The organism is Micromonospora sp. NPDC049175 (genome assembly GCF_043197345.1).
GTDB lineage: Bacteria > Actinomycetota > Actinomycetes > Mycobacteriales > Micromonosporaceae > Micromonospora.
In genome coordinates, this window is record NZ_JBICSY010000003.1 from 681,782 (window position 1) to 704,961 (window position 23,180).

24 protein-coding genes and 1 riboswitch are annotated in these 23,180 nt (G+C 72.4%); of the genes, 19 read left to right on the forward strand and 5 right to left on the reverse strand.

Annotation, left to right across the window (positions count from 1 at the left end; translation table 11 throughout):
* Nucleotides 1-101: 101 nt before the first annotated feature.
* From def to ACGFH8_RS16995, 3 genes are read left to right on the forward strand one after another with little or no spacing between them, the layout of a single operon-like run.
* Nucleotides 102-659 carry a peptide deformylase gene (def, locus tag ACGFH8_RS16985; protein ID WP_393367876.1) on the forward strand — a complete coding sequence of 186 codons (558 nt, stop codon included), beginning with the start codon at nt 102-104 and terminating at the stop codon, nt 657-659.
* A 5-nt stretch (nt 660-664) separates the two neighbouring features.
* On the forward strand, nt 665-1,591 hold the full coding sequence (gene fmt / locus ACGFH8_RS16990) for a methionyl-tRNA formyltransferase (protein ID WP_393367878.1): 927 nt from the start codon (nt 665-667) through the stop codon (nt 1,589-1,591).
* The gene (locus ACGFH8_RS16995; RefSeq protein WP_393367996.1) at nt 1,546-3,024 is read left to right on the forward strand and encodes an RsmB/NOP family class I SAM-dependent RNA methyltransferase; all 1,479 of its coding nucleotides are present in this window, start codon (nt 1,546-1,548) and stop codon (nt 3,022-3,024) included. Before fmt ends, ACGFH8_RS16995 begins: the two co-directional genes overlap by 46 nt.
* 44 nt (nt 3,025-3,068) lie before the next feature.
* On the opposite strand, the gene ACGFH8_RS17000 is transcribed toward ACGFH8_RS16995, so the two are convergent.
* Together ACGFH8_RS17000 and ACGFH8_RS17005 are read right to left on the reverse strand one after the other, a co-directional pair.
* Nucleotides 3,069-3,959: a septum formation family protein gene (locus ACGFH8_RS17000; RefSeq protein WP_393367880.1), complete on the reverse strand. Its 891-nt coding sequence runs from the start codon at nt 3,957-3,959 to the stop codon at nt 3,069-3,071.
* Between the two features lie 82 nt (nt 3,960-4,041).
* The gene (locus tag ACGFH8_RS17005; protein WP_393367881.1) at nt 4,042-4,932 is read right to left on the reverse strand and encodes a septum formation family protein; all 891 of its coding nucleotides are present in this window, start codon (nt 4,930-4,932) and stop codon (nt 4,042-4,044) included.
* Between the two features lie 254 nt (nt 4,933-5,186).
* Here ACGFH8_RS17005 and rpe point away from each other — a divergent pair, with 254 nt between their 5' ends.
* The 7 genes from rpe to ribH all read left to right on the forward strand — a co-directional run bounded on the left by rpe (nt 5,187) and on the right by ribH (nt 11,492).
* Nucleotides 5,187-5,867: a ribulose-phosphate 3-epimerase gene (gene rpe / locus ACGFH8_RS17010; protein ID WP_357375470.1), complete on the forward strand. Its 681-nt coding sequence runs from the start codon at nt 5,187-5,189 to the stop codon at nt 5,865-5,867.
* A gap of 1 nt (nt 5,868) precedes the next feature.
* Nucleotides 5,869-6,825: a response regulator gene (locus ACGFH8_RS17015; protein ID WP_393367882.1), complete on the forward strand. Its 957-nt coding sequence runs from the start codon at nt 5,869-5,871 to the stop codon at nt 6,823-6,825.
* A 77-nt stretch (nt 6,826-6,902) separates the two neighbouring features.
* Nucleotides 6,903-7,073: riboswitch (FMN riboswitch) on the forward strand.
* 195 nt (nt 7,074-7,268) lie between these two features.
* Complete coding sequence (gene ribD, locus ACGFH8_RS17020; RefSeq protein WP_393367884.1) at nt 7,269-8,330, forward strand: bifunctional diaminohydroxyphosphoribosylaminopyrimidine deaminase/5-amino-6-(5-phosphoribosylamino)uracil reductase RibD; 1,062 nt, start codon at nt 7,269-7,271, stop codon at nt 8,328-8,330.
* Nucleotide 8,331: 1 nt separating this feature from the next.
* Nucleotides 8,332-8,970 (forward strand): riboflavin synthase, encoded by a 639-nt coding sequence (locus tag ACGFH8_RS17025; protein ID WP_393367886.1) that lies wholly within the window; start codon nt 8,332-8,334, stop codon nt 8,968-8,970.
* On the forward strand, nt 8,970-9,656 hold the full coding sequence (gene pnuC / locus ACGFH8_RS17030; RefSeq protein ID WP_393367887.1) for a nicotinamide riboside transporter PnuC: 687 nt from the start codon (nt 8,970-8,972) through the stop codon (nt 9,654-9,656). The genes ACGFH8_RS17025 and pnuC overlap by 1 nt, the downstream gene beginning before the upstream one ends.
* A gap of 67 nt (nt 9,657-9,723) precedes the next feature.
* The gene (locus tag ACGFH8_RS17035; RefSeq protein WP_393367889.1) at nt 9,724-10,989 is read left to right on the forward strand and encodes a bifunctional 3,4-dihydroxy-2-butanone-4-phosphate synthase/GTP cyclohydrolase II; all 1,266 of its coding nucleotides are present in this window, start codon (nt 9,724-9,726) and stop codon (nt 10,987-10,989) included.
* Nucleotides 10,990-10,991: 2 nt separating this feature from the next.
* The gene (gene ribH / locus ACGFH8_RS17040) at nt 10,992-11,492 is read left to right on the forward strand and encodes a 6,7-dimethyl-8-ribityllumazine synthase (protein ID WP_357375587.1); all 501 of its coding nucleotides are present in this window, start codon (nt 10,992-10,994) and stop codon (nt 11,490-11,492) included.
* Nucleotides 11,493-11,523: 31 nt separating this feature from the next.
* Here the strand turns inward: ribH and ACGFH8_RS17045 are convergent, their stop codons facing one another.
* From ACGFH8_RS17045 to ACGFH8_RS17055, 3 genes are read right to left on the reverse strand one after another with little or no spacing between them, the layout of a single operon-like run.
* Nucleotides 11,524-12,267, reverse strand: coding sequence for an amino acid ABC transporter ATP-binding protein (locus ACGFH8_RS17045; protein WP_393367890.1), 744 nt, complete (start codon nt 12,265-12,267; stop codon nt 11,524-11,526).
* 2 nt (nt 12,268-12,269) lie between these two features.
* Complete coding sequence (locus tag ACGFH8_RS17050) at nt 12,270-13,115, reverse strand: amino acid ABC transporter permease (RefSeq protein ID WP_393367892.1); 846 nt, start codon at nt 13,113-13,115, stop codon at nt 12,270-12,272.
* Nucleotides 13,112-13,972 carry a transporter substrate-binding domain-containing protein gene (locus ACGFH8_RS17055; RefSeq protein WP_393367894.1) on the reverse strand — a complete coding sequence of 287 codons (861 nt, stop codon included), beginning with the start codon at nt 13,970-13,972 and terminating at the stop codon, nt 13,112-13,114. The genes ACGFH8_RS17050 and ACGFH8_RS17055 overlap by 4 nt, the downstream gene beginning before the upstream one ends.
* Before the next feature lie 135 nt (nt 13,973-14,107).
* On the opposite strand from ACGFH8_RS17055, the gene ACGFH8_RS17060 reads away from it, so the two are divergent.
* From ACGFH8_RS17060 to pheT, 9 genes are all read left to right on the forward strand, one after another.
* Nucleotides 14,108-14,371: a phosphoribosyl-ATP diphosphatase gene (locus tag ACGFH8_RS17060; RefSeq protein ID WP_088947482.1), complete on the forward strand. Its 264-nt coding sequence runs from the start codon at nt 14,108-14,110 to the stop codon at nt 14,369-14,371.
* A gap of 49 nt (nt 14,372-14,420) precedes the next feature.
* Nucleotides 14,421-15,266 carry an ATP phosphoribosyltransferase gene (gene hisG / locus ACGFH8_RS17065; protein WP_393367895.1) on the forward strand — a complete coding sequence of 282 codons (846 nt, stop codon included), beginning with the start codon at nt 14,421-14,423 and terminating at the stop codon, nt 15,264-15,266.
* A gap of 492 nt (nt 15,267-15,758) precedes the next feature.
* Nucleotides 15,759-16,232 (forward strand): PH domain-containing protein, encoded by a 474-nt coding sequence (locus ACGFH8_RS17070; protein ID WP_393367897.1) that lies wholly within the window; start codon nt 15,759-15,761, stop codon nt 16,230-16,232.
* 857 nt (nt 16,233-17,089) lie between these two features.
* The gene (gene infC / locus ACGFH8_RS17075; RefSeq protein ID WP_393367899.1) at nt 17,090-17,758 is read left to right on the forward strand and encodes a translation initiation factor IF-3; all 669 of its coding nucleotides are present in this window, start codon (nt 17,090-17,092) and stop codon (nt 17,756-17,758) included.
* Between the two features lie 20 nt (nt 17,759-17,778).
* Nucleotides 17,779-17,973, forward strand: coding sequence for a 50S ribosomal protein L35 (gene rpmI, locus ACGFH8_RS17080; RefSeq protein WP_110566082.1), 195 nt, complete (start codon nt 17,779-17,781; stop codon nt 17,971-17,973).
* A 32-nt stretch (nt 17,974-18,005) separates the two neighbouring features.
* A complete protein-coding gene (rplT, locus tag ACGFH8_RS17085) occupies nt 18,006-18,398 on the forward strand; it encodes a 50S ribosomal protein L20 (RefSeq protein ID WP_007458417.1) in 393 nt (130 codons plus the stop codon).
* 83 nt (nt 18,399-18,481) lie between these two features.
* Nucleotides 18,482-19,279, forward strand: coding sequence for a TrmH family RNA methyltransferase (locus tag ACGFH8_RS17090; protein ID WP_393367900.1), 798 nt, complete (start codon nt 18,482-18,484; stop codon nt 19,277-19,279).
* A gap of 218 nt (nt 19,280-19,497) precedes the next feature.
* Complete coding sequence (gene pheS, locus ACGFH8_RS17095; protein ID WP_393367902.1) at nt 19,498-20,565, forward strand: phenylalanine--tRNA ligase subunit alpha; 1,068 nt, start codon at nt 19,498-19,500, stop codon at nt 20,563-20,565.
* A 40-nt stretch (nt 20,566-20,605) separates the two neighbouring features.
* Complete coding sequence (pheT, locus tag ACGFH8_RS17100) at nt 20,606-23,152, forward strand: phenylalanine--tRNA ligase subunit beta (RefSeq protein ID WP_393367904.1); 2,547 nt, start codon at nt 20,606-20,608, stop codon at nt 23,150-23,152.
* The last annotated feature ends 28 nt before the right edge of the window (nt 23,153-23,180 follow it).

The following is a 23,180-nucleotide window of genomic DNA, read 5'->3' on the forward strand; positions in this document are numbered from 1 at the left end:
ACACCGGCGGTGGCCGATCGAGGTACGCCGGCCAGCGCGCGGCCGGGCACTCCGTAGACTGGTACGCAATGCCCGTCCACCTGTTGAAGGAGCCATCCCGCGTGACCGTTCAGCCCATCCGTCTGTTTGGGGATCCGGTGCTGCGCACGCCGGCCGATCCGGTGGTCGACTTCGACGCCGAGCTGCGTCGGCTCGTCGCCGACCTGACCGACACGATGCGTGAGCAGAACGGCGCCGGCCTGGCCGCGCCGCAGCTCGGCGTGAGTCTGCGGGTGTTCACCTTCGACGTCGACGACGTCCTCGGGCACCTGATCAATCCGGTGCTGGAGTTTCCCGACGAGGAGGAGCAGGACGGCCCGGAGGGCTGCCTGTCGATCCCCGGGCTCTACTTCGACACCAAGCGTCGGCAGAACGTCATCGCCAAGGGCTTCAGCTCCTTCGGTGACCCGGTGCAGATCGTCGGCACCGGCCTGATGGCGCGGTGCGTGCAGCACGAGACCGACCACCTCGACGGGGTGCTGTTCCTGGACCGGCTGGACCAGGAGGGGCGCAAGGAAGCCATGAAGGCGATCCGTCAGGCCGACTGGTACGACGCGGCGGCCCCACCCACGGTCAAGCTGAGCCCGCACATCAGCGACCCCTTCGGTCTGGGTCGGTGACCCCGATGCGTGTGATCTTCGCCGGCACGCCGGCCGTGGCCGTTCCCGCCCTGGCCGCCGTCGCCGCCTCCTCGCACGACCTGCTCGCCGTGGTCACCCGGCCGGACGCCCCCGCCGGGCGTGGGCGTGGCCTGTCCCGCTCCCCGGTCGGCGAGTGGGCCGACGCGCACGGCGTCGAGGTGCTCACGCCGGCCCGCCCCCGCGAGCCCGAGTTCCTCGACCGGCTGCGCGCGCTCGCACCGGACTGCGTGCCGGTGGTCGCCTACGGCGCGCTGGTGCCGCCGGCCGCCCTGGAGATCCCCCGGCACGGCTGGATCAACCTGCACTTCTCGCTGCTGCCCGCGTGGCGTGGCGCCGCTCCCGTGCAGCACGCCGTGCTGCACGGGGACGAGCTGACCGGGGCCAGCGTCTTCCAGTTGGAGGAGGGCCTGGACACCGGCCCGGTCTACGGCACCCTCACCGACGAGATCCGGCCCGCCGACACCTCCGGTGACCTGCTGGAACGGCTCGCCGACTCCGGTGCCGGGCTGCTGGTGGCGGTGCTCGACGCGATCGCCGACGGCACCGCCCGCGCCGAGCCGCAGCCCGCCGACGGGGTCTCGCTGGCGCCGAAGTTGACCGTGGACGACGCCCGGGTGCGCTGGGCCGACCCGGCCTTCGCCGTGGACCGCCGGATCCGGGCCTGCACGCCGGCCCCGGGCGGCTGGACCACGTTCCGGGGCGAGCGGGTGAAGCTCGGCCCGGTCGTGCCGGTGCCCGACGGCCCCGAGCTGAAGCCGGGGGAGTTGCTTGTGGAGAAGTCGCGGGTGCTGGCCGGCACGGCGACCGTGCCGGTGCGCCTCGGTGAGGTCCGCGCCGCGGGCAAGCGGGCCATGGGCGCGACCGACTGGGCGCGCGGCGTCCGGGTCGGCACCGGAGAGGACTTCGCGTGACAGCCCCGGAGGGGACCCGCCCCACCCGTTCCGGCCCGCCCGCGGGTCGTGGCGGGGACCGCCGGCCGGTTCGGCCACCGCTGGACCGCCCGCGCCGCGCGGCGTACGAGGCGGTGGCCGCGGTGCACCGCGACGACGCGTTCGCCAACCTGGTGCTGCCCATCATCCTGCGGGAGGAGGGGCTGTTCGGTAGGGACGCGGCCTTCGCCACCGAGCTGACCTACGGCACCCTGCGCAACCTGGGCACGTTGGACGCGATCCTGACCGACGCCGCCGGCCGGGACGTGGCCCGGATCGACCCACCGGTGCGCGACGCGCTGCGGCTCGGGGCGTACCAGCTCCTGCACACGCGGGTGCCCGCGCACGCCGCGGTGTCGTCGACAGTCGACCTGGTCCGTTCGGTCGCACCGGGCGCGACCGGCTTCGCCAACGCGGTGCTGCGCGAGGTGTCCAGCCGCGACGCGGACGCCTGGGTGGCGAAACTCGCCCCACCGATGGAGACCGACCCGGTCGGGCACCTGGCGGTGGCGTACAGCCATCCGCAGTGGATCGTGCGGGCCTTCTCCGAGGCGCTCGACGGCGATCTCGGTGAGACGGCCCGGCTCCTGATCGAGGACAACGAGCGCCCGCCGGTGCACCTGTGCGCCCGGCCGGGCCTGATCGACCCGATCGAGCTGGCCGACCAGGTCGGTGGGGCGCCCGGCGCCTTCTCGCCGTACACCGTCTATCTGCCCGGCGGCGCGCCCGGCGACATCCCGGCGGTTGTCGACGGCCGTGCCCACGTCCAGGACGAGGGCTCCCAGCTGGTCGCCGCGGCACTCGCCGACGCGCCGCTGGACGGCCCGGACGGGCGCTGGCTGGACCTGTGCGCCGGTCCGGGCGGCAAGGCCGGCCTGCTCGGCGCGCTGGCCGCGCAGCGTGGTGCGCGGGTGACCGCGGTGGAGGTGGCCGAGCACCGCGCCCGGCTGGTGTCCCTGGCCACCCGCGACCTGCCGGTGACCGTGCTGGCCATGGACGGCCGCGACGTCGGCGCCGACCCGAAGCTGCCGGAGCAGCACTTCGACCGGGTGCTTGTGGACGCCCCCTGCACGGGGTTGGGCTCGCTGCGACGCCGGCCGGAGTCGCGGTGGCGTCGCCAACCGTCCGACCTGCCGCCGCTGACCCGGCTGCAACGGGAGTTGCTGGGTGCGGCGTTGCGGGCGGTGCGCCCCGGTGGCCTGGTCGCCTATGTCACCTGCTCGCCGCACACGGTCGAGACGCACGTGACGGTGACCGAGGCGGCCCGCCGCAGTGGCGTCGCGGTGGACTTCGTCGACGCCCGGCCGCTGCTGCCGGCCGGCATGCCCGGTCTGGGTGACGGACCGACGGTGCAGCTCTGGCCGCACCGCCACGGCACCGACGCGATGTTCCTCGCCGTCCTGCGGCGAGGCTGACGGCCCCCGTCCGGCCGGTCACCCGACCGGCCGGACGCGGACGCTCAGGTGATCGGGAGACCCTTGGTGCCGGCGTTGCGCATCGAGCGGGTCAGGTTCCGGTCGGAGATCCAGAGGAAGCACTGCACCCCGCGGTTGCCGTTCTTCCACTCCTCCTCGTACGGCTGGTAGTAGATCGTGCCGGCGCGGAAGTCGAGCTGGGAGTTGTCCGGGACCTTGGCGTACTTGGCGATCATCGTCTGGCAGGCCCGGTGGGTCTTCTTGACGGTGCGGGAGAACTCGGCGAAGGTGACCGCCGGGGCCTGCCAGACCCCGACGAACTCGGCGTGGTGCTTGGCCGTGCAGGAGACCGGCACCATCTCGTCGATGTCGTCCTTGACCAGCTTGGGGTTGAAGCACCGGTACGCCAGCGGCGCCTTGCCGGACAGCGCGCCCCGGAGGCTGCCGGTGCGCGGGCCGACGGTGGTGTCGTCGATGCTGGCGATCTCGCTGACGTCACAGCGGTACCAGCGGGCGCCGCCCGCCCAGGCCTGCGGCGACGGCAGCACGACGGTCAGGCCGATCCGCCCGGAACGCCAGTCGGCGCCCACCGCCTTGTTGACTACCGTGTCGCACCCGGCCTGCGCGGCCCGCATGCCCGCCGAGCCGGGCTGCGGGGGCGTGCCCGGCGTGGCGTCCGCGCCGGTGAACGTGCCGACGTGCATGGTCTCCACCAGGTGCGACTCGGTGCACGCCGTCGGGTTGTAGCCGGTCAGGAAGCCGACCTGCTGAGCGGTCAGGTGGCAGACGTCGGCGGCGGGCACGAACTGCTGCGCCGCGACGGGCGCCGGCCAGTCGTCCACGAGGTCACGGTCGACGCCGGCGGGTGCGCTGCACCCGGCCAGCATCAGGGCCAGGGCCGCACCCCCGGCGTACGCCGTCCACCACCGTCGCATCCCTGACCTCCCGCCACTGTGGCCTCCGGCCGGACCCAGCCGGTCGGTAGCGCCACGGCGCAGCAGCATACGGCACCCGTGCTCAGATGGCGGGCAGTCCCTCGGGGCCGGCGCCGCGCATCGAGCGGGTGAGTTTGCGGTCGTCGCTCCACAGGAAACAACGCACCCCACGGTCACCCTCCTCCCACTCCCGTTGTGACGGCGGGTAGTAGATGGACCCGGCCCGGTACGGCAGGTCCTTGTTGTTGGGCACGGCGGCGTACGCGGCGATCAACTCCATGCAGCGTCGGTGAGCCTGCACGGCGGTGCGGGCGAACTCGGCCCAGGTGGTGTCCCGTTCCTGGTAGACGCCCACGAACTCGGCGCGGTGCGGCTCGGTGCAGAGCACCGGCGCCATGTAGTTGAGGTTGTCGCCGATCAGCTTGGGGTCGAAGCAGCGGTGGGTCAGCGGGCTGTCGCCGATCAACGCGCCGCGCAGGCTGCCGGTGCGGTTCACCGGGCGGGTGTTGTCGATGCTGCCGGTCTCGCTGAGGTCGCAGCGGAACCAGCGCGCGCCGCCGGCCCAGGCCGGCGCCGAGGGCAGTGCCAGGGACAGCGTGAGTCGGGCCGTGTGCCAGTCGCCGCCGAGCACATCCCGGGCCCGTTGGTCGCACTCGGCGCGGGCCGTGCGCAGCGCCGACGAGCCCGGCTCCGGCCGGGTCTCGGTCAGCGCGTCGGGCCCGACGAAGGCGCCGACGTGGATGGCCTCGGCCAGGTGGTTGCGCGCGCAGTCCACCGTCTCGTAGGTGCTGGCCTGCACGACCGCGGTGATCCGGGGCAGGCAGGTGTCGGTGGCCGGGGTGAACGGCGTCGGCTCCCGCAGCGCCGGCCAGTCGTCGGTGAGATCACCGTCCGCGCCCCGCGCCGGCGCGCAGCCGGCCAGCAGCATCGTCGTGACGCCGGCCAGCACCAGCGCTGGAAACCACCGTCGCATCGTCCGCCCTTCCGGGAGCTGGCGGCCGGTCACCGCGCCCCGCGGCGAAACCCCGGCGGGTGAGCGCCCTTCGGCACTGTCCCGCTTGGAGTGTCGTCGCGTTTCCGTCGATCGGCCAGCCACTCATGTCTGTTCGTCCGGATTCGGCAGTCCGGAGCGCCTAATTCTGCACCACTGGTCACTGTCGCATCACAACGCGTCGGAGTTGGTGCCGCGATGCGGGTGACGGGTGACCGCGTTCGTACACTGGCCCCGTGACCGTACCGCCGCCGATCGTCGCGCCGAGCATCCTGGCCGCCGATTTCGCCCACCTCGCCGAAGAGGTCCGTGCCGTCGAGGACGCCGCGGACTGGTTGCACGTCGACGTGATGGACAACCATTTCGTGCCGAACCTGACCATCGGGTTGCCTGTGGTGCAGAGCCTGCGGGCGGTCACCGCGATGCCGTTCGACGTGCACCTGATGATCGAGGATCCGCGCCGGTGGGCCCCCGGTTACGCCGACGCGGGGGCGTACAACGTCACCTTCCACGCGGAGGCGGCCGACGACCCGGTGGCGCTGGCCAAGGACCTGCGCTCGGCGGGTGCGAAGGCCGGCCTGGCCATCGACCGGGACACCCCGATCGAGCCGTACCTGGACCTGCTGCCCAGCTTCGACACCCTGCTGATCATGACGATCAAGGCCGGTTTCGGTGGGCAGCGGTTCATCCCGCAGTTGCTGGAGAAGGTGCGTACCGCCCGCCGGCACGTCTCGGCCGGGCACCTGGAGCTGCGCATCGAGGTGGACGGCGGGATCGCCGCGGACACCATCGAGCAGGCGGCCGCCGCCGGCGCCGACGCGTTCGTGGCCGGCACCGCCGTGTACGGCGCCGCCGACCCGGCGGAGGCGGTACGACACCTGCGGGCACTCGCGGAACGCGCGGCTCCCGGGGCCTGAGGTGGAGCCCGAGGTCGACCGCAAGGACATCATCCTCGTCGTCGACGACGACGAGGACATCGCTCGTTTCGTCGAGTTCAACCTGCGGCTGCACGGCTTCGACGTGATCCACGCCAGCGACGGCCAGGAGGCCCTGGAGATCATCGAGCGCCAGCGACCGGACCTGGCGGTCGTCGACCTCATGATGCCCCGCATCGACGGGCTGGAGCTGACCCGGCGGCTGCGCGCCGACCCGATGACCTCCGCCCTGCCGGTGATCATGCTGACGGCCAAGGGGATGACCGTCGACAAGGTGCACGGGCTCAGCGCCGGCGCCGACGACTACCTGGTCAAGCCGTTCGACACCGCCGAGCTGGTGGCCCGGGTCTCGTCCACCCTGCGCCGCAACAAGGAGTTCCGGGAGGTCTCCCCGCTGACCGGGCTGCCCGGCAACAGCCGGATCCGTCGGGAGATCAGCGACCGGGTCCGAAACGGCGTCGACTACGCCGTCGGCTACGTCGACATCGACCGGTTCAAGAGCGTCAACGACAGGTACGGCTTCGTGCGTGGCGACGACTTCATCTCCGCGCTGGCCCGCAGCCTGCACCGGGCGGTGGTGGGCGTCGGGCTGCCACCGGCCTTCCTCGGTCACGTCGGCGGCGACGACTTCGTCATCGTCTGCGCCCCGGACCAGGTGCGCCCCCTGACGTCCCGGGCGGTCGTCGACTTCGAGAACGCCGCCGACACGCTCTACGACCCGACCGACCGGGAGCGCGGCTTCGTCGAGCTGAAGGATCGACGCGGCAACATCCGGCGGGCGGCCCTGGTGACGCTCTCCATCGGGGTGTCGCTCTCCGACGCCGGCAAGCGGTTCACCGACCCCCTGGAGGCGATCGCGGTGGCCTCGGAGATGAAGACGGTGGCCAAGAGCCAACCGGGGTCGTACGTCGCCGTGGACCGGCGCCGCGGTGTCACGTGAGCATGACAGCCCTGTGAAGTAGCTCGCCTGGGTGGCGACGCACCCCCGTCGGCGTGTAAGACTGCCCTGTACCCACCACGCGCTGGCGGGACTCGGTGAAATTCCGAACCGGCGGTGATCCACGGTCCAACCGTGGTCAGCCCGCGACCCGGACGGCTCTGCTGTCCGGTGGACCTGGTGAAAATCCGGGGCCGACGGTTGGGAGCGGTTCGTCCGCCCCCAGACAGTCCGGATGGGAGACAGCGCGCGGGACGGACGGGTCCGAGCCGGCCGCTGGCTTCAGCGTGCCGCGCCGACCCTCCGGGGGCGGCTGTGCCGTTCCCGGAAATCCGCGGGCGGCTCGCGCCGTTCCCGGATCCGCCACCGCCTGCCCGCGGCCCCATGGCCGCAGCCTCCCTGACCGCCCGCGCGCGGACCGGCGAGTGAGAGGGCAGGACAGGGCGATGGCCAGCGTCTCCGTCGACGAGGCGATGCGGCGTGCGATCGAGTTGGCGGCACGCGGGCTCGGCACCACCAGTCCCAACCCGGTGGTCGGCTGTGTGCTGCTCGACGAGGACGGCGAGGTCGTCGGTGAGGGCTTCCACGCGTACGCCGGCGGGCCGCACGCCGAGATCGTCGCGCTGGCGCAGGCCGGGCGACGCGCCAAGGGCGGCACCGCCGTCGTCACTCTGGAACCCTGCGACCACACCGGTCGCACCGGCCCCTGCAGTTCCGCGCTCGTCCAGGCCGGGGTCTCCCGGGTGGTCATCGCCGTGCCCGACCCCAACCCGGTCGCGTCCGGGGGCGCCGCCACCCTGCGCGCCGCCGGGGTCCGGGTCGATCTGGGGGTACGCGGCGAGGAGGCCGAGGCCGGCAACGTCGCCTGGCTGACCTCGATGCGCCGCGGCTGGCCGTACGTCATCTGGAAGTACGCCGCCACGCTCGACGGGCGCTCCGCCGCGGCCGACGGCACCAGCATGTGGATCACCTCGGAGGCGGCGCGGATGGACGTGCACGCGCTGCGCGGCACCGTCGACGCGGTGCTCGCCGGGGTGGGCACCGTGCTCGCCGACGACCCCCGGTTGACCGCCCGGAACCTGCGCGACGGCAGCCTGGCCATCCGGCAGCCGCTGCGGGTGGTCGTGGACAGCTCGGGGCGTACCCCGGCTGACGCCCTGGTCCGCGACGGCGCCGCGCGGACGTGGATCGCGACCGCCGACGAGGTCGGCGCCGACCCGGACGGCCGGGTCGACCTGCCGGCGCTGCTCGCGGCGCTGCACCAGCGCGGGGTCCGCGCGGTGCTGCTGGAGGGCGGCCCCCGACTGGCCGGCGCGTTCCTGCGGGCCGGCCTGATCGACAAGATCGTCTCTTACGTCGCGCCCCGGTTGCTCGGCGCCGGCCCGACAGCTCTCGTCGACGCGGGAGTGACCACCATCGCCGAGGCCATCGATCTGGAGTTCGTCGACGTTACGCAGATCGGTCCGGATCTCCGGATCACCGCTTTGCCCCGCAAAAGGGAGGGCTGACATGTTCACCGGCATTATCGAGGAGTTGGGCGAGATCGTCCGGGTCACGGCGACGGCGGGCGATTCGGCGCTTGTCGCCGTTCGCGGTCCGCTCGTCACGTCCGACGCCCGGCACGGCGACTCCATCGCGGTCAACGGCGTCTGCCTGACCGTCGTGGAGGTCACCGACGGGGTTTTCACCGCCGACGTGATGGGCGAGACGCTGCGCCGCTCCGCGCTGGGCGCGTTGAACGTCGGCGACCCGGTCAACCTGGAGCGGGCCGCCGCCCTCGGCAGCCGGCTCGGCGGGCACCTGGTGCAGGGCCACGTCGACGGCGTCGGCGAGCTGATCTCCCGGGAGCCGGCCGAGCAGTGGGAGACCGTCCGTTTCCGACTGCCCGCCGCACTCTCCCGGTACGTGGTGGAGAAGGGCTCGATCACCATCGACGGCGTCTCGCTGACCGTGGCCGAGGTGGGCACGGACGAGTTCGCCGTCGGGTTGATCCCGACCACGCTCACGCTGACCACGCTCGGCGCCAAGGGCGTCGGCGACCCGGTCAACCTGGAGGTCGACGTGCTGGCCAAGTACGTCGAACGGCTGCTCGGCGACCGGCTCACCGACGCTCGCGGGGCGAGCACGAACCAGGGCGAGGTGGCCTGATGGGTCCGCTGAGTTGGCTGTTGGACGCCCAGGTGCAGGTGGCCGGCTCGCCGGTGCTGGCCCGGGAGATCGTCGGCAACGCCTTCGGGCTGATCTCCGCGGTGCTCGGGCTGCGCCGGCTGGTCTGGGCGTGGCCGGTCGGCATGGTCGGCAACGCGCTGCTGCTCACCGTCTTCCTCGGCGGGGTGTTCGCCACCCCGCAGGAGCACGACCTGTACGGGCAGGCCGGCAGGCAGGTGTTCTTCTTCGCGGTCAGCGTCTACGGCTGGTGGCGCTGGCGGCGCAACAGTCGCGCCGACGCCGGTCAGGCGGCTGTCGTCCCGCGCTGGGCCACCGGGCGGGAGCGGCTGATGCTGCTGCTGGCCGCCGTGGTCGGCACCGCCGCGGCGTACCCGGTGCTCAAGGCACTGGGCTCGTGGGGTCCGCTGCCCGACGCCTGGATCCTCACCGGCAGCCTGCTGGCCACCTACGGCATGGCCCGTGGCTGGGTGGAGTTCTGGCTGCTCTGGATCGCGGTGGACGCGGTCGGCGTGCCGCTGCTGCTGCGCGGCGGCTTCTATCCGTCGGCGGCCATGTACCTGGTCTACGGCGCCATCTGCGCCTGGGGCTTCGCCGCCTGGTGGCGCACCTCGCGCGCCACCCGGCCGGCGCCCGTCCGTCCCATCTACACGGAGGCCGTGGCATGAGCGAGCGAATCAGCAGGCTCAGCCCCCTGGTGGGTCATGACGCCACGGAACGAAGCGGAGTGGCGGCATGACCAGTTTCGGGGATATCGAGCAGGCGATCGCGGAGATCGCCGCCGGGCGGCCGGTCGTCGTGGTCGACGACGCCGACCGGGAGAACGAGGGCGACCTGATCTTCGCGGCCGAGTTGGCCACGCCGGAGCTGATGGCGTTCATGGTGCGCTACACCTCCGGGTACGTCTGCGTGGCGTTGACCGAGAGCGAGGCCGACCGCCTCGACCTGCCGCCGATGCACCACACCAACCAGGACCGGCGCGGCACCGCGTACACGGTGACCGTGGACGCCCGGGAGGGCATCAGCACCGGCATCTCGGCGGCCGACCGGGCGCACACCAGTCGGCTGCTCGCCGGCGCGGCGACCGACTCGACCGACCTGGCCCGGCCCGGCCACGTGGTGCCGTTGCGTGCCCGCGAGGGCGGGGTGTTGCGGCGACCCGGGCACACCGAGGCGGGGATCGACCTGACCCGGCTGGCCGGGCTGCGCCCGGCGGGTGTGCTCTGCGAGTTGGTCAACGACGACGGCACCATGATGCGGCTGCCGGACCTGGAGAAGTTCTCCGCCGAGCACGGCCTCATGCTGATCACCATCGCCGATCTGATCGCCTACCGGCGGCGTACCGAGAAGCAGGTCGAGCTGGTCGCGGACGCCCGGATGCCCACCCGGCACGGGGTGTTCCGGGCGCTCGGCTACCGCGCCGCGCACGATCCGGCCGAACACGTCGCGATGGTGCTCGGTGACCTCGGCGACGGCCACGACGTGCTGGTCCGGGTGCACTCGGAGTGCCTCACCGGTGACGTGTTCGGCTCGCTGCGCTGCGACTGCGGGCCACAGTTGGACGCCGCGCTGGCCCGGGTCGGTCGCGAGGGCCGGGGCGTGGTCCTCTACGTCCGGGGTCACGAGGGGCGCGGCATCGGGCTGCTGCACAAGCTGCAGGCGTACCAGTTGCAGGATTCCGGCCGCGACACCGTCGACGCCAACCTCGACCTGGGCCTGCCGGCCGACGCCCGCGACTACGGCACCGGCGCCCAGATCCTCTACGACCTCGGCGTGCGCTCGATGCGACTGTTGACGAACAACCCGGCCAAGCGGGCCGGGCTGGAGGGGTACGGGTTGACCATCACCGGCCGGGAGGGGTTGCCGGCCGGCGCGCACCCGGAGAACCTGCGCTATCTGCGCACCAAGCGGGACCGGATGGGTCACCTGCTGGACGAGTTGGACGAGGTGTCCGAGGCGCCCCTGGGGCGCCCGGTCGCCAACGACGAGATCGGAGCATGACGATGGCGGGTTTCGGTGAGCCGGGAGTCGACGCGGTGGACGCCGCGGGGCTGACCGTCGGGATCGTGGCGGCCCGGTGGCACGGTGACCTGACCGACCACATGCTGGAGCGGGCGGTGGCCGCCGCCGAGGCGTGCGGGGCGCGTTCGGTCGTCGCCCGGGTCGCCGGCTCGGTCGAGTTGCCGGTGGTGGCCCAGGCCCTTGCGCGCCGCTGTGACGTGGTGGTCGCTCTCGGCGTGGTGGTGCGCGGTTCCACCGCCCACTTCGACTACGTCTGCCGCTCGGTGACCGACGGGCTGACCCGGGTGGCGCTGGACGAGGGCAAGCCGGTGGCGCACGGGGTGCTGACCGTGGAGACCATCGAGCAGGCCCGCGACCGGGCCGGTCTGCCCGGCTCGGCCGAGGACAAGGGCTGGGCCGCGACCGTGGCCGCGCTCGACGCCGCGCTCGCCGTGCGGACGGTGGCGGCGGGCAACGCCCAGCGGGTCGGGTTCAGCGGCTGACGCCGCCTCGGTCGGCTCTGCGGGCGGGCCCTCAGAGCCGACCGGCCTCGATGATCCGGTGCAGGAACTGCCGGGTGCGGGGCTGGGTCGGCTCGCCGAGCACCTGCTCCGGCGGGCCGCTCTCGACGACCCGTCCGGCGTCGAGGAAGCAGACCTGGTCGGCGACCTCCCGGGCGAAGCCCATCTCGTGGGTGGCCAGCACCATTGTCATGCCGTCGGCCTTCAGGTCCCGGATCATCGCCAGCACCTCACCGACGAGTTCCGGGTCCAGCGCGGAGGTGATCTCGTCGAGCAGCATCAGGCGGGGTGAGTTCGCCAGCGCCCGGACGATCGCCACCCGCTGCTGCTGCCCGCCGGAGAGCCGATCCGGGTAGGCGTCCGCCCGGGCGCCGAGACCCACCCGGTCGAGCAACTCCCGGGCCTGGGCCTCCGCCTCCGCACGGGCCCGCCGGTGTACGCGCCGCGGCGCGAGGGTGATGTTGTCCAACACGCTCAGGTGCGGGAAGAGGTTGTACGCCTGGAACACCATCCCGATCCGGCGGCGGACCCGGTCCGGGTCCACCCGGGGATCGGAGATGTCCTCCCCGTCCAACTCGATGGTGCCGTCGTCGAGGTCCTCCAGCAGGTTCACGCAGCGCAGCAGTGTCGACTTGCCCGAACCGGAGGCGCCGATCAGCGCGACCACCTGGTGCTCGGCGACGGTCAGGTCGAGCTGGTCGAGCACGACGGCGCCCGCGAACTCCTTGCGCAGGCCCCGGCAGCGCAGCAGTGTCATGGTCAGCCTCCCGACTGTCGGCGGGCCGCGCGCAGCGTCACCCAGTCGGTGACCGCGATCAGCGGGATCGCGAGCAGCACGAACAGCACCCCCGCCACGACGTACGGCGTGTAGTTGAACGACTGGGCGGTGGCGATCTGCGCGGCCCGGACCGCGTCGATCGGTCCGGCGAGCGAGACCAGCCCGACGTCCTTCTGCAACGCCACCACGTCGTTGAGCAGCGGTGGCGCCACCCGGCGGACGGCCTGCGGCAGGACCACGTGCCGCATCGTCTGCCGGTAGGTCAGGCCCAGCGAACGGGCCGCCGCGAGTTGGCTGGGATGCACCGACTCGATGCCGGCCCGGAAAACCTCGGCGAGATAACCGCCGTAGGTGAGGATCAACGCAAGCCCGCCGAGCACCAGCACCGGTGGCATGCCCTGCAGGCGCAGGCCGGGCACGCCGAGGGTGAGCAGGTAGAGCACGATGATCAGCGGCAGGCCGCGGAAGGTGTAGGTGTAGCCGGCGGCCAGCGCCCGGACCGGAAAGAAGACCGGGCCGCGCAGCGTCCGCAGCACCGCGATCACCAGACCGAGCAGCAGCGCGCCGACCGCGCAGCAGACCAGCAGCCGGACGTTGAGCCAGAGCCCGACCAGCACCGCCGGCAGCGCGTCGGAGGCGATCCCCGGGTCCAGGAACGACTGCCGGACCCGGTCCCAGCCGGGCGCGCCGGTCACCGCGACGATCAGCAGCGTGCCGAGCGCCGCCGTGGAGCAGGCCGCGACCAGCACGCTGTAGACGGTCTGCCGATTCCGGTACGCCGAGCGCCGCCGCTGCGCCGCGGAGGGAACGTGATCGAGCAGGGTCACTGTAGCTCGGCCGCCCCCGCCACCTGCGCGAGCCACTTCTGCTCCAGCTGCTTCAGCGTGCCCGCCTCGGTGAGCTGACCGACCGCGCCGGTGACGCAGGAGGTCAGCGGTGAGTTCTTGTCCAGCAGCAGCCCGAAGGCCTCGGGCGAGCCGACCTGCGGCACCTGTCCGACGATCGTCGCGTCGGTGAGCTCCGCGCCGGTCATGTAGAAGGCGGTCGGCAGGTCCACCACCAGACCGTCGATCTGCCCGTTCTGCAGGGCCTTCTTGGCGTCGTCGTTGTTGTTGTAGACCTGTGGCTTCCTGGTCGGCTTGAGCACGTCGACGATCGCCTGGTGGCTGGTGGTGCCGACCTGGGCGCCGAGCTTGGCGTCACGGAGTTCCGCCAACGACCTCCGGCCGGCGATCTTGGACGACTTCAACGCGATCACGGTCTGCCGGACCAGGTAGTACGGAGCGGTGAAGTCGACAGCCCGCTTGCGCTCCTCGGTGATGGAGAACTGGTTGATGTCGAAGTCGAAGTTCTTCGGCCCGGGCGCGACGGCGGTCTCGAACTTGACCCGGGTCCAGGCGACGTCCGCGCGGGCGTAGCCGAGCTTCTCCGCCACCGCGTACGCGACGGCGGATTCGAAGCCCTCGCCGTTGTCCGGCTTGTCCTTGGTGAACCACGGCTCGTACGCGGGCTGGTCGGTGGCGATGGTGAGCTTGCCCGGCGTACGCGTGGGCAGGCTGTCCTTGGCGCAGGACGCCGCGGTGACAGTCGGGGTGGGGGACTCCTTCTGTGGCGCGCACCCGACGGTGGCGACGACGACCGCACCGGCGAGGGTGAGCGCGAGGAGACGTGAGCTGCTGGCCATGGCCGACAGCGTAGAGGTATCGACAAGTCTGCTTGGGGATTTTTCCCACCATGTTGATAGGGAATTGTCCGCTTGCTGGATTTCGGCGGACCCGGACGCGGGGCGTCGCCCCGGCGGCTGGAAGAATCGTCCACCGTGAAGACGTTCGAGGAGTTGTTCGCCGAGCTGCAGGCCAAGGCCGCCGCCGGCACCCCGGGCTCGGGCACCGTCGCCGCCCTGGAAAAGGGCGTGCACTTCATCGGCAAGAAGGTCGTCGAGGAGGCCGCCGAGTCGTGGATGGCCGCCGAGCACGAGGGGCCGGAGCGCACCGCCGAGGAGATCTCCCAACTGCTCTACCAGGTCCAGGTGCTCATGCTCGCCAGCGGTCTCGACCTCAAGGACGTCTACCGACATCTGTGAGTGCCCCCCACCCGTTGATCGCCATCCGGATCGAAGGAGCACTCCCGTCATGCTGCGTGTCGCCATTCCCAACAAGGGCACCCTGGCCGAGCCGGCCGCCCAGATGCTGCGCGAGGCGGGCTACCGCCAGCGCACCGACCCCAAGGACCTCGTCTGCCGCGACGAGGCCAACGACGTCGAATTCTTCTACCTGCGCCCCAAGGACATCGCCACCTACGTCGGGTCCGGTGACCTCGACCTCGGGATCACCGGCCGCGACCTGCTGATCGACTCGGCCGCGCCGGCGGAGGAGGTCGTCGACCTCGCCTTCGGTCAGGCCACCTTCCGCTTCGCCGCCCGCCCCGACGACATCGCCTCCGTGCGGGACCTGGGCGGGCACCGCATCGCCACCGCGTACCCCGGGCTGGTCGAGCGGCACCTCGGCGAGGCGGGCGTCAAGGCCGACGTGATCCGCCTCGACGGCGCGGTGGAGAACGCCGTACGCCTCGGTGTCGCCGACGTGATCGCGGACGTCGTGGAGACCGGTGCCACCCTGCGTCAGGCGGGCCTCGTGGTGTTCGGCGAGCCGCTGCTGCGCTCCTCGGCGGTGCTGGTCCGCCGCGCCGCCGCGCCGGCCCACCCGCAGGCCGCGCAGCTGCTGCGCCGCCTGCACGGTGTGCTGGTCGCCCGCCGCTACGTGATGCTCGCCTACGACGTGCCGGCCGGTCTGCTGGAACGGGCCAGCGGGCTCACCCCCGGCATCGAGTCGCCCACGGTGTCGCCGCTGCACCGCGAGGGATGGGTGGCGGTGCAGGCGATGGTGCTCCGGGACGACGTCCACCGCATCATGGACGAGCTGTACGAGCTGGGCGCCCGCGCCATCCTCGTCACCAACATCCACGCCTGCCGCCTCTGACGCGTCTCCCCGGTCCGCGCCGCGGCGCCGACGGTTGATCAACTCGGTTTCGCTGAAACGGGGGTGTCCGCGCGTCGGGGACACCCCCGTTTCACTGACCTTGAGTGGATCTATCGGGTACGCGTGGGTCCGACGCGCGGGTGCGCCTGATGGCCGCCCGGATAGGCCCGAGGTGGTGGGCGGGTGTGACGCGCGTGTGCGCGAAACGGCCGTGCCCGACGAGGCACAAGATCGTGCTCGATCGTTGATGTAGTGGCCTCCGCCGCCGCCGATACCACTACATCCTGGTTCGAGCACGATCATGGCCGGGTGGCCGGGTGGCCGGGTGGCCGGGTGGCCGGGTGGCCGGGTGGCCGGGTGAAGGGGTGCTGTTGGTCGTGAGGTGCGGCGGGTGACCGGTGGTGGGGGGTCTGGGCCTGGGCGGTGGTGGCTCGGGGTGGTGGCTCGGCGGGTGGCGCGTTTGAAGGGCGGGTGTGGTGGCAGACTGGTGGGGTGAGTGAAACCGAGCTGGTCCGCCTGAAGCCCCGCCGCATCCGCGTGGTCTGCTGGTCCGCGGCGGCTGCCCTGGTGGTGGTGTTCGGTCTGGTCGCCACGTCGCTGAGTGGCCCGACCGGCGACGGTTACGGCAGCTTCCAGCGCGGCGACCAGATCGCCATGATCGGCCTCGGTGTCTTCGGTGCTCTCGGCTTTCTCCTGTTCACCCGTCCGCGGGTGGAGGCGGACGCACGGAGCGTCCGGGTCCGTAACGTCATCAGCTCCTACGAGCTGCCCTGGGAGGTCGTCCGGGGCGTGCGCTTCGACCGGGGCGCGCCGTGGGCCAGCCTGGAGCTGCACGACGACGACCTGCTGCCGATGATCGCCCTACAGGCTGCCGACAAGGAGTTTGCCGTCGACGGGGTCCGCGCGCTGCGCCGACTGCATGAGGCGCACCAGGCCCACCTTGCCGAGCGCGCCACCCGTCGCTGACCCCGACCACGACGCCTTCCCCCGGGTTCGCGCAGCTACCGCACATCCCAGCGCCCCAAGATCCGAGCAACATCACCGAAGGTGCTGCCTCAGCCCGCCCTGAGGCAGCACTTTCGGTGAAAGTGCATCGATCTTGACCAACAGCGCCAACCCTTGGGCCATCAGGCACGCGAGGAGCCACCTCGGCCACCGCGAGTCGTCATCGGCAACCCCGGCCACCCGCGACCCGTCGGCGGCAACCCCCAACCACCCGCGAGCCGTTGCCGGCACACCCTGGCCACCGCGGGTCGGCGGCAACCCCCGACCACCGGCGAGCCGTCATCGGCAACCCCGGCCACCCGCGACCCGTCGGCGGCAACCCCGGCCACTCGCGAGCCGTCGGCGGCAACCCGGCCACTCGCGAGCCGTCGGCGGCAACCCGGCCACCCGCGACCCGTCGGCGGCTGACCCCCGCCGGCGAGTCGTCGTCGGCGCACCCCGGCCACCCGCTAGCCGGCGGGTGGCGGGTGGCGGGTGCGGAGGCCCAGCGTGGCTCGGGTGTGCCCGGTTTGGGGGCGGCCGGGGCGCGGGTGTAGTGTTACCGAGTCGACCAGGCTGTCTCCGCATGCGAGCAGGCAGCCTTGAAAGCGGAGCGCCTGCTCCCACCCGAGTCGCCGCTACGGTGGCCGGGTCCGGTCACCGGTTCCGGGCACGTCCCGGCGCCGGACGTGTGATCCTGTGATCACGCCGACCGGTCGAGCGGGCCCTGGCATGCGCCGGGGCCTTCTGCTTTCCAGGTCGGTTCCCACCTGGGAGCCGCCGGGGTCGGTACCTGAGCAGAAACGACTCGAGGAGGCCCCATCAGCGTCGAACCACGCGTGAACGAGCAGATCCGGGCACGTGAGGTCCGACTGGTCGGCCCCGAGGGTGAGCAGGTGGGCATCGTCCCGCTGGAGCGCGCCCTTCAGCTGGCCGCGGACGTCGATCTGGACCTGGTCGAGGTCGCGCCGATGGCGCGCCCGCCGGTGTGCAAGCTCATGGACTTCGGCAAGTTCAAGTATGAGAGCGCACTCAAGGCGCGCGAAGCGCGGCGTAACCAGCAGCAGACCGTCATCAAGGAAATGAAGCTTCGGCCGAAGATCGACCCGCACGACTACGAGACCAAAAAGGGTCACGTGGTGCGGTTCCTCAAGGCGGGCGACAAGGTCAAGGTGACGATCATGTTCCGCGGTCGCGAGCAGAGCCGCCCGGAGCTGGGTTACCGGCTCCTGCGCCGGCTCGAATCCGAGATCACGGACCTGGGATACGTCGAGGCCGCTCCCAAGCAGGACGGCCGAAACATGATCATGGTTCTCGCTCCGCTGCGGGCCGTGAAGGCCTCCGCGGTCGCCGCCACGGCGTCCCGCGGTGCACCTCGGGACCGGGCAGCGGACGAGTCCGCCGCTCCGGCAGCCGATGAGACCGCGGCGGCCGGCGAAACCGCAACGGCCGGCGAGACCGCAACAGCCGGTGACACCGGCCTCGCTGCCGACACCAGCGGCGAGTAACAGGGGAGAAGACGTTCCACATGCCGAAGATGAAGAGCCACACGGGTATGGGCAAGCGGGTCAAGGTGACCGGCCGTGGCAAGATCGTGGCCGAGCAGGCCGGCAAGCGCCACCTGCTGGAAGGTAAGTCTTCCACCCGTACCCGCCGGTTGACCGGCACGGTCGAGGTGGCCAAGGCTGACGTCAAGCGCATCAAGAAGCTGCTCGGCCGCTGACGCGCGCCACCTTTACGTTTTAAGGAGTTGAGATGGCACGCGTCAAGCGGGCTGTAAACGCCCAGAAGAAGCGTCGTACCCTGCTGGAGACCGCGAGCGGTTACCGCGGTCAGCGCTCCCGGCTGTACCGCAAGGCCAAGGAGCAGGTGCTGCACTCGATGCAGTACGCCTACCGGGACCGTCGCGACCGCAAGGGCGACTTCCGGCAGCTGTGGATCCAGCGGATCAACGCGGGCGCCCGGGCCAACGGGATGACCTACAACCGGCTGATCCAGGGCCTGCGTCTGGCTGGCATCGAGGTCGACCGCAAGATCCTGGCCGACATGGCTGTCAACGACGCCGCTTCGTTCGCGGCGATCGTCGAGCTGGCCCGGGCCGCGGTCACGGCCGAGGGCACCGGCGGCGCGGCGGCTCAGGCCGCCTGATCCCCACGCACCAGAGCGAGGCGTCTCCCGTGTCGGCACCGCCGTCCGGGGGGCGCCTCGATCGTGCCGGAGGAGCGCACACCATGGCCTTCACTCCCCGTACCCCCAGGGTTGTCGCCGCCCGGCGGTTGCAGCGCCGGCGCGACCGCGACGCCACCGGCCGGTTCCTGGCCGAGGGACCGCAGGCGGTCCGCGAGGCCCTGGCGCGGCCGGGGGTGGTCACCGAGCTTTTCGGTACGCCCGCCGCGCTCGACAGGTATCCGGAGTTGGCCGCCACGGCGGCCCGCGCCGACGTGCCGGTCTCCGAGGTGACCGACGAGGCCGTCGCCGCGTTGACCGAGACCGTCGCCCCGCAGGGGCTGGTCGCGGTCTGCCGGCACCTCGACGTGTCGCTTCAGCAGGCCCTTGAGAACGCGCCCCGGCTGGTGGCGGTGCTCGCCGAGATCCGGGACCCGGGCAACGCGGGCACGGTGTTGCGTACCGCCGACGCGGCCGGCGCGGGCGCGGTGGTCTTCGCCGGCGACGCCGTCGACCCGTACAACGGCAAGTGTGTGCGGGCCTCGGCCGGCAGCCTCTTCCACGTCGACGTGGTGCGCGCGCCCGACCCGGCCCAAGTGGTCGACGCGCTGCGGGCCGCCGGGCTGTCGATCTTCGCCACCACGGGGTACGGCGACAGCGACCTGGACGACCTGACCGACTACGGCCGGCTCGTCGGGCCCACCGCCTGGCTGTTCGGCTCGGAGGCCCACGGCCTGCCCGAGGAGTTGACGGCCGCCGCCGACGCCCGGGTGCGGGTGCCGTTGTACGGGCGCGCGGAGAGCCTCAACCTGGCTGCCGCCGCGGCGGTGTGCCTGTACGCTTCAGCGAGAGCACAGCGCTGACGGTGACCGTGCCCGGCGCGACTGACAGCAGGGGAGAGCGTCCGCCCATGAACGCGACACGGCGTTCCTTTAGCCAGCCCGCCGGTGTCGGCGGGCGGCGGGCCTGACCTGCTCCCTGCACAACTCCTACCGGCGGGCTGCGGCACAGCCGCGCGTCCGTAGACTCGCCTAGCCGCCCGTGGAGGGCTGGCGCCGCCGTGAGGGAGTGCCCGTACGCCATGAGCTACCGCAACGATCCGTACGACCCGAAGCAGGTCGCCCTGCTCGACCCCGCCGCCCTGGACGAGGCTGTCGCGGACGCCACGAAGGCGTTCACGGCCGCCGCCGACCCGGACGCGTTGACCGCGCTGCGCTCGGTGCACCTGGGGGACCGGTCCCCGGTCTCGCTCGCGCGCCGGGAGATCGGCGCGTTGCCGCCGGCCGCGAAGTCCGACGCGGGTAAGCGGGTCAACGAGGCCCGTCGGGCGATCGAGACCGCGTACGCCGACCGCGCCGAGGTGCTGGAGCGCGAGCAGGCCGAGCGGGTGCTGGTCGAGGAGCGGGTGGACGTCACCCTGCCCTACGACAGGCGTCCGCGGGGTGCCCGGCACCCGTTGAGCGTCCTGATGGAGTCGATAAGTGACCTCTTCGTCGGGATGGGCTACGAGGTGGCCGAGGGGCCCGAGGTCGACCTGGAGTGGGTCAACTTCGACGCGTTGAACATCCCCGCCGACCACCCGGCGCGCGGGTTGATGGACACTTTCCACATCGCACCGGAGGGCTCCGGCCTGGTGCTGCGTACGCACACCTCCACCGTGCAGACCCGCACCATGCTCAGTCGGAAGCCGCCGATCTACGTGATCGTGCCCGGCCGCGTCTACCGCACCGACGAGATCGACGCCACGCACAGCCCGGTGTTCCACCAGGCCGAGGGCCTGGTGGTCGACAAGGGCATCACGATGGCGCACCTGCGGGGCACGCTCGACCACTTCGCCCGGGCGATGTTCGGCCCGGAGGCGAAGACCCGGTGGCGGCCGCACTACTTCCCGTTCACCGAGCCGTCGGCGGAGTTCGACGTGTGGTTCCCGGAGCACCGCGACGGCCCACAGTGGGTCGAGTGGGGTGGCTGCGGGATGGTCAACCCGCGGGTGCTGCGCGCCTGCGGCGTCGACCCGGAGGTCTACTCCGGCTTCGCGTTCGGGATGGGCATCGACCGGACCCTGATGGTCCGGCACGGGGTCAGCGACATCCGCCATCTCTTCGAGGGCGACGTGCGGTTCAGCCGCGCGCTCGGGACCGAGGCGTAGGCGATGCGGGTACGAGACACGGGAACGGTGGTCTGACGTCATGCGAGTTTCTGTCAGTTGGCTTCGGGAGTACGTCGATCTCCCCGCCGACCTGCCCACCGGTGACCTGGAACAGGCACTGGTCGACCTCGGCATCGAGGTCGAGTCCGCAGTGGACCTGGCCGAGACGGTCACCGGTCAGCTCGTCGTCGGTGAGGTGCGCGAGATCGAGGAGCTCACCGGTTTCAAGAAGCCGATCCGGTTCTGCCGGGTCGACGTGGGCGCCGCCAACGGCACCGGCGAGCCGCAGGAGATCGTCTGCGGGGCGCGTAACTTCGCCGTGGGTGACCGGGTGGTGGTGATCCTGCCCGGCGGTGTGCTGCCCGGCGGCTTCGCCATCGGCGCCCGCAAGACGTACGGGCACAACTCGGCGGGCATGATCTGCTCGGCGAAGGAGTTGGGTCTGGGCGACGACCACTCCGGCATCATCGTGCTGGGGTCGGACGTGACGGCCAAGCCGGGCGACGACGCGCGTTCGGTGGTCGGCCTCGACGACGTCGTGCTCGACCTGGAGATCACCCCCGACCGGGGGTACGCGCTGAGCCTGCGGGGTCTCGCCCGGGAGCTGTCGCACGCGTTCGACGTGCCGCTGCGGGACCCGGCCCTGGCGCCCGCGCCGAGCGGCACCGAGACGCCGGCGTACCCGGTGGAGGTCCGCGACACGGTCGGCTGTGACCGGTTCACCGCCCGCCTGGTCCGGGGCGTGGACCCGACCGCGCCCACGCCGTCCTGGATGGCGCAGCGGCTGGTCACCGCCGGCATCCGCAGTATCTCGCTGCCGGTGGACATCACGAACTACGTGATGTTGGAGCTGGGTCAGCCGATGCACGCCTTCGACGCCGACCGGATCGCCGGGCCACTCGTGGTCCGCCGCGCCGAGGCGGGGGAGAAGCTGACCACCCTGGACGGCGTTCACCGGGTGCTCACCGCCGACGACATGGTCATCTGCGACGACAGTGGTCCGATCTCCCTGGCGGCGGTGATGGGCGGCGAGACCAGCGAGGTCGTCGCCGACACCACCACCGTGCTCTTCGAGGCCGCGCACTGGGACCCGGCGATGGTCGGGCGGACGGCCCGCCGGCACAAGTTGTTCAGCGAGGCCGCGAAGCGCTGGGAGCGGGGCGTCGACCCGGCCGTGGCGCTCGTCGCGCTGGAGCGTGCCGTGCGGCTGCTCACCGAGCACGGCGGTGGCACCCCCGGCACGGAGATCCTCGACATCGACCACGTCCGGCCGCGTACCCCGATCAGCCTGCCGGCGGACCTGCCGACCCGGCGGGTCGGTGTCGAGTACCCGCCGGCGCGGGTGGTCGCCCTGCTGGAGCGGGTCGGCTGCACGGTCGCGCAGGGCGCGGACCGGTTGTCCGAGGACCCGGGCGCGGTCGGGGTGGCAAGCGGCGCCGGGACGGCGCTGAGCGTCACCCCGCCGACCTGGCGGCCTGACCTGACCGACCCGGCCGACCTGGTCGAGGAGGTGGTCCGCCTCGACGGGTACGACCGGGTGCCGTCGGTGCTGCCGACCGCACCGCCCGGCCGCGGGTTGACCCCGCGGCAGCGTCGCCGCCGGGCCGTCGCCGTTTCGCTGGCCGAGCGGGGGTACGTGGAGGTGCTCGCGCACCCGTTCGTGTCGCCGGAGCTGGCCGACCAGCTCGGCCTGCCGGCCGACGACGCGCGCCGACCCGCGGTGCGGCTGGCCAACCCGTTGTCCGAGGAGGAGCCGCTGCTGCGCACCACGCTGCTCGGCCCGCTGCTCGGCATCCTCAAGCGCAACCTCGGCCGGGGTCACCGCGATCTCGCCCTCTACGAGATTGGGGCGGTCTTCCACCCGCGCGTCGGCGCGGGCAGCCCACCGGCGATGGGCGTGGACCGGCGTCCCACCGACGCGGAGTTCGCCGCCGCCGACGCGGTGGTGCCGGCGCAGCCGGTGCACGTCGCGGCGGTGCTCGCCGGTGACCTCGACCCGACCGGCTGGTGGGGTCCGGGTCGACCGGCCGGCTGGGCGGACGCGATCGAGGCGGCGCGGGACGTGCTGGACGCCGCCGGTGTCACCGGCGAGCGGGTGGAGGTGCGGGCGGCCGAGCACGCGCCGTGGCACCCCGGCCGCTGCGCCGAGCTGCGGGTCGACGGCGCGGTCGTCGGGTACGCCGGCGAGCTGCACCCGGTGGTGGCGGCGACGTTGGAACTGCCCCGGCGCACCTGCGCGATGGAGTTGGACCTCGACGCGCTGCCGGCGGCTCCGGTGACATCCGCGCCGACGGTGTCCGGCTTCCCGCCGGCGCTCATCGACGTGGCCCTGGTGGTGGACGACTCGGTCCCGGCGGAGCAGGTGCGCCGGGCGCTGGAGGCGGGCGCCGGTGCGCTGCTGGAGGACGTGCGGCTGTTCGACGTCTACTCCGGGGCGCAGCTCGGCGCCGGTCGCCGGTCGCTGGCGTACAAGCTGACCTTCCGGGCACCGGACCGGACGCTGACCGTCGAGGAGGCGGTCGCGGCCCGGGACGCGGCGGTCGCCGTCGCGGCGGAACGCCTCGGCGCGACCCTGCGCGGCGCGTAACCGGATCGGCTCGTCCCCGCCCCGCGAT

Coding starts and splice junctions, on each gene's coding strand:
- pheS (WP_393367902.1), top strand. CDS start 19,498: ATGAGCTACCGCAACGATCCGTACGACCCGAAGCAGGTCGCCCTGCTC.
- ribH (WP_357375587.1), top strand. CDS start 10,992: ATGGCGGGTTTCGGTGAGCCGGGAGTCGACGCGGTGGACGCCGCGGGG.
- ACGFH8_RS17035 (WP_393367889.1), top strand. CDS start 9,724: ATGACCAGTTTCGGGGATATCGAGCAGGCGATCGCGGAGATCGCCGCC.
- rpmI (WP_110566082.1), top strand. CDS start 17,779: ATGCCGAAGATGAAGAGCCACACGGGTATGGGCAAGCGGGTCAAGGTG.
- fmt (WP_393367878.1), top strand. CDS start 665: ATGCGTGTGATCTTCGCCGGCACGCCGGCCGTGGCCGTTCCCGCCCTG.
- ACGFH8_RS17055 (WP_393367894.1), bottom strand. CDS start 13,972: ATGGCCAGCAGCTCACGTCTCCTCGCGCTCACCCTCGCCGGTGCGGTC.
- rplT (WP_007458417.1), top strand. CDS start 18,006: ATGGCACGCGTCAAGCGGGCTGTAAACGCCCAGAAGAAGCGTCGTACC.
- ribD (WP_393367884.1), top strand. CDS start 7,269: ATGGCCAGCGTCTCCGTCGACGAGGCGATGCGGCGTGCGATCGAGTTG.
- pnuC (WP_393367887.1), top strand. CDS start 8,970: ATGGGTCCGCTGAGTTGGCTGTTGGACGCCCAGGTGCAGGTGGCCGGC.
- ACGFH8_RS17045 (WP_393367890.1), bottom strand. CDS start 12,267: ATGACACTGCTGCGCTGCCGGGGCCTGCGCAAGGAGTTCGCGGGCGCC.
- pheT (WP_393367904.1), top strand. CDS start 20,606: ATGCGAGTTTCTGTCAGTTGGCTTCGGGAGTACGTCGATCTCCCCGCC.
- ACGFH8_RS17090 (WP_393367900.1), top strand. CDS start 18,482: ATGGCCTTCACTCCCCGTACCCCCAGGGTTGTCGCCGCCCGGCGGTTG.
- hisG (WP_393367895.1), top strand. CDS start 14,421: ATGCTGCGTGTCGCCATTCCCAACAAGGGCACCCTGGCCGAGCCGGCC.
- ACGFH8_RS17000 (WP_393367880.1), bottom strand. CDS start 3,959: ATGCGACGGTGGTGGACGGCGTACGCCGGGGGTGCGGCCCTGGCCCTG.
- ACGFH8_RS17025 (WP_393367886.1), top strand. CDS start 8,332: ATGTTCACCGGCATTATCGAGGAGTTGGGCGAGATCGTCCGGGTCACG.
- ACGFH8_RS17005 (WP_393367881.1), bottom strand. CDS start 4,932: ATGCGACGGTGGTTTCCAGCGCTGGTGCTGGCCGGCGTCACGACGATG.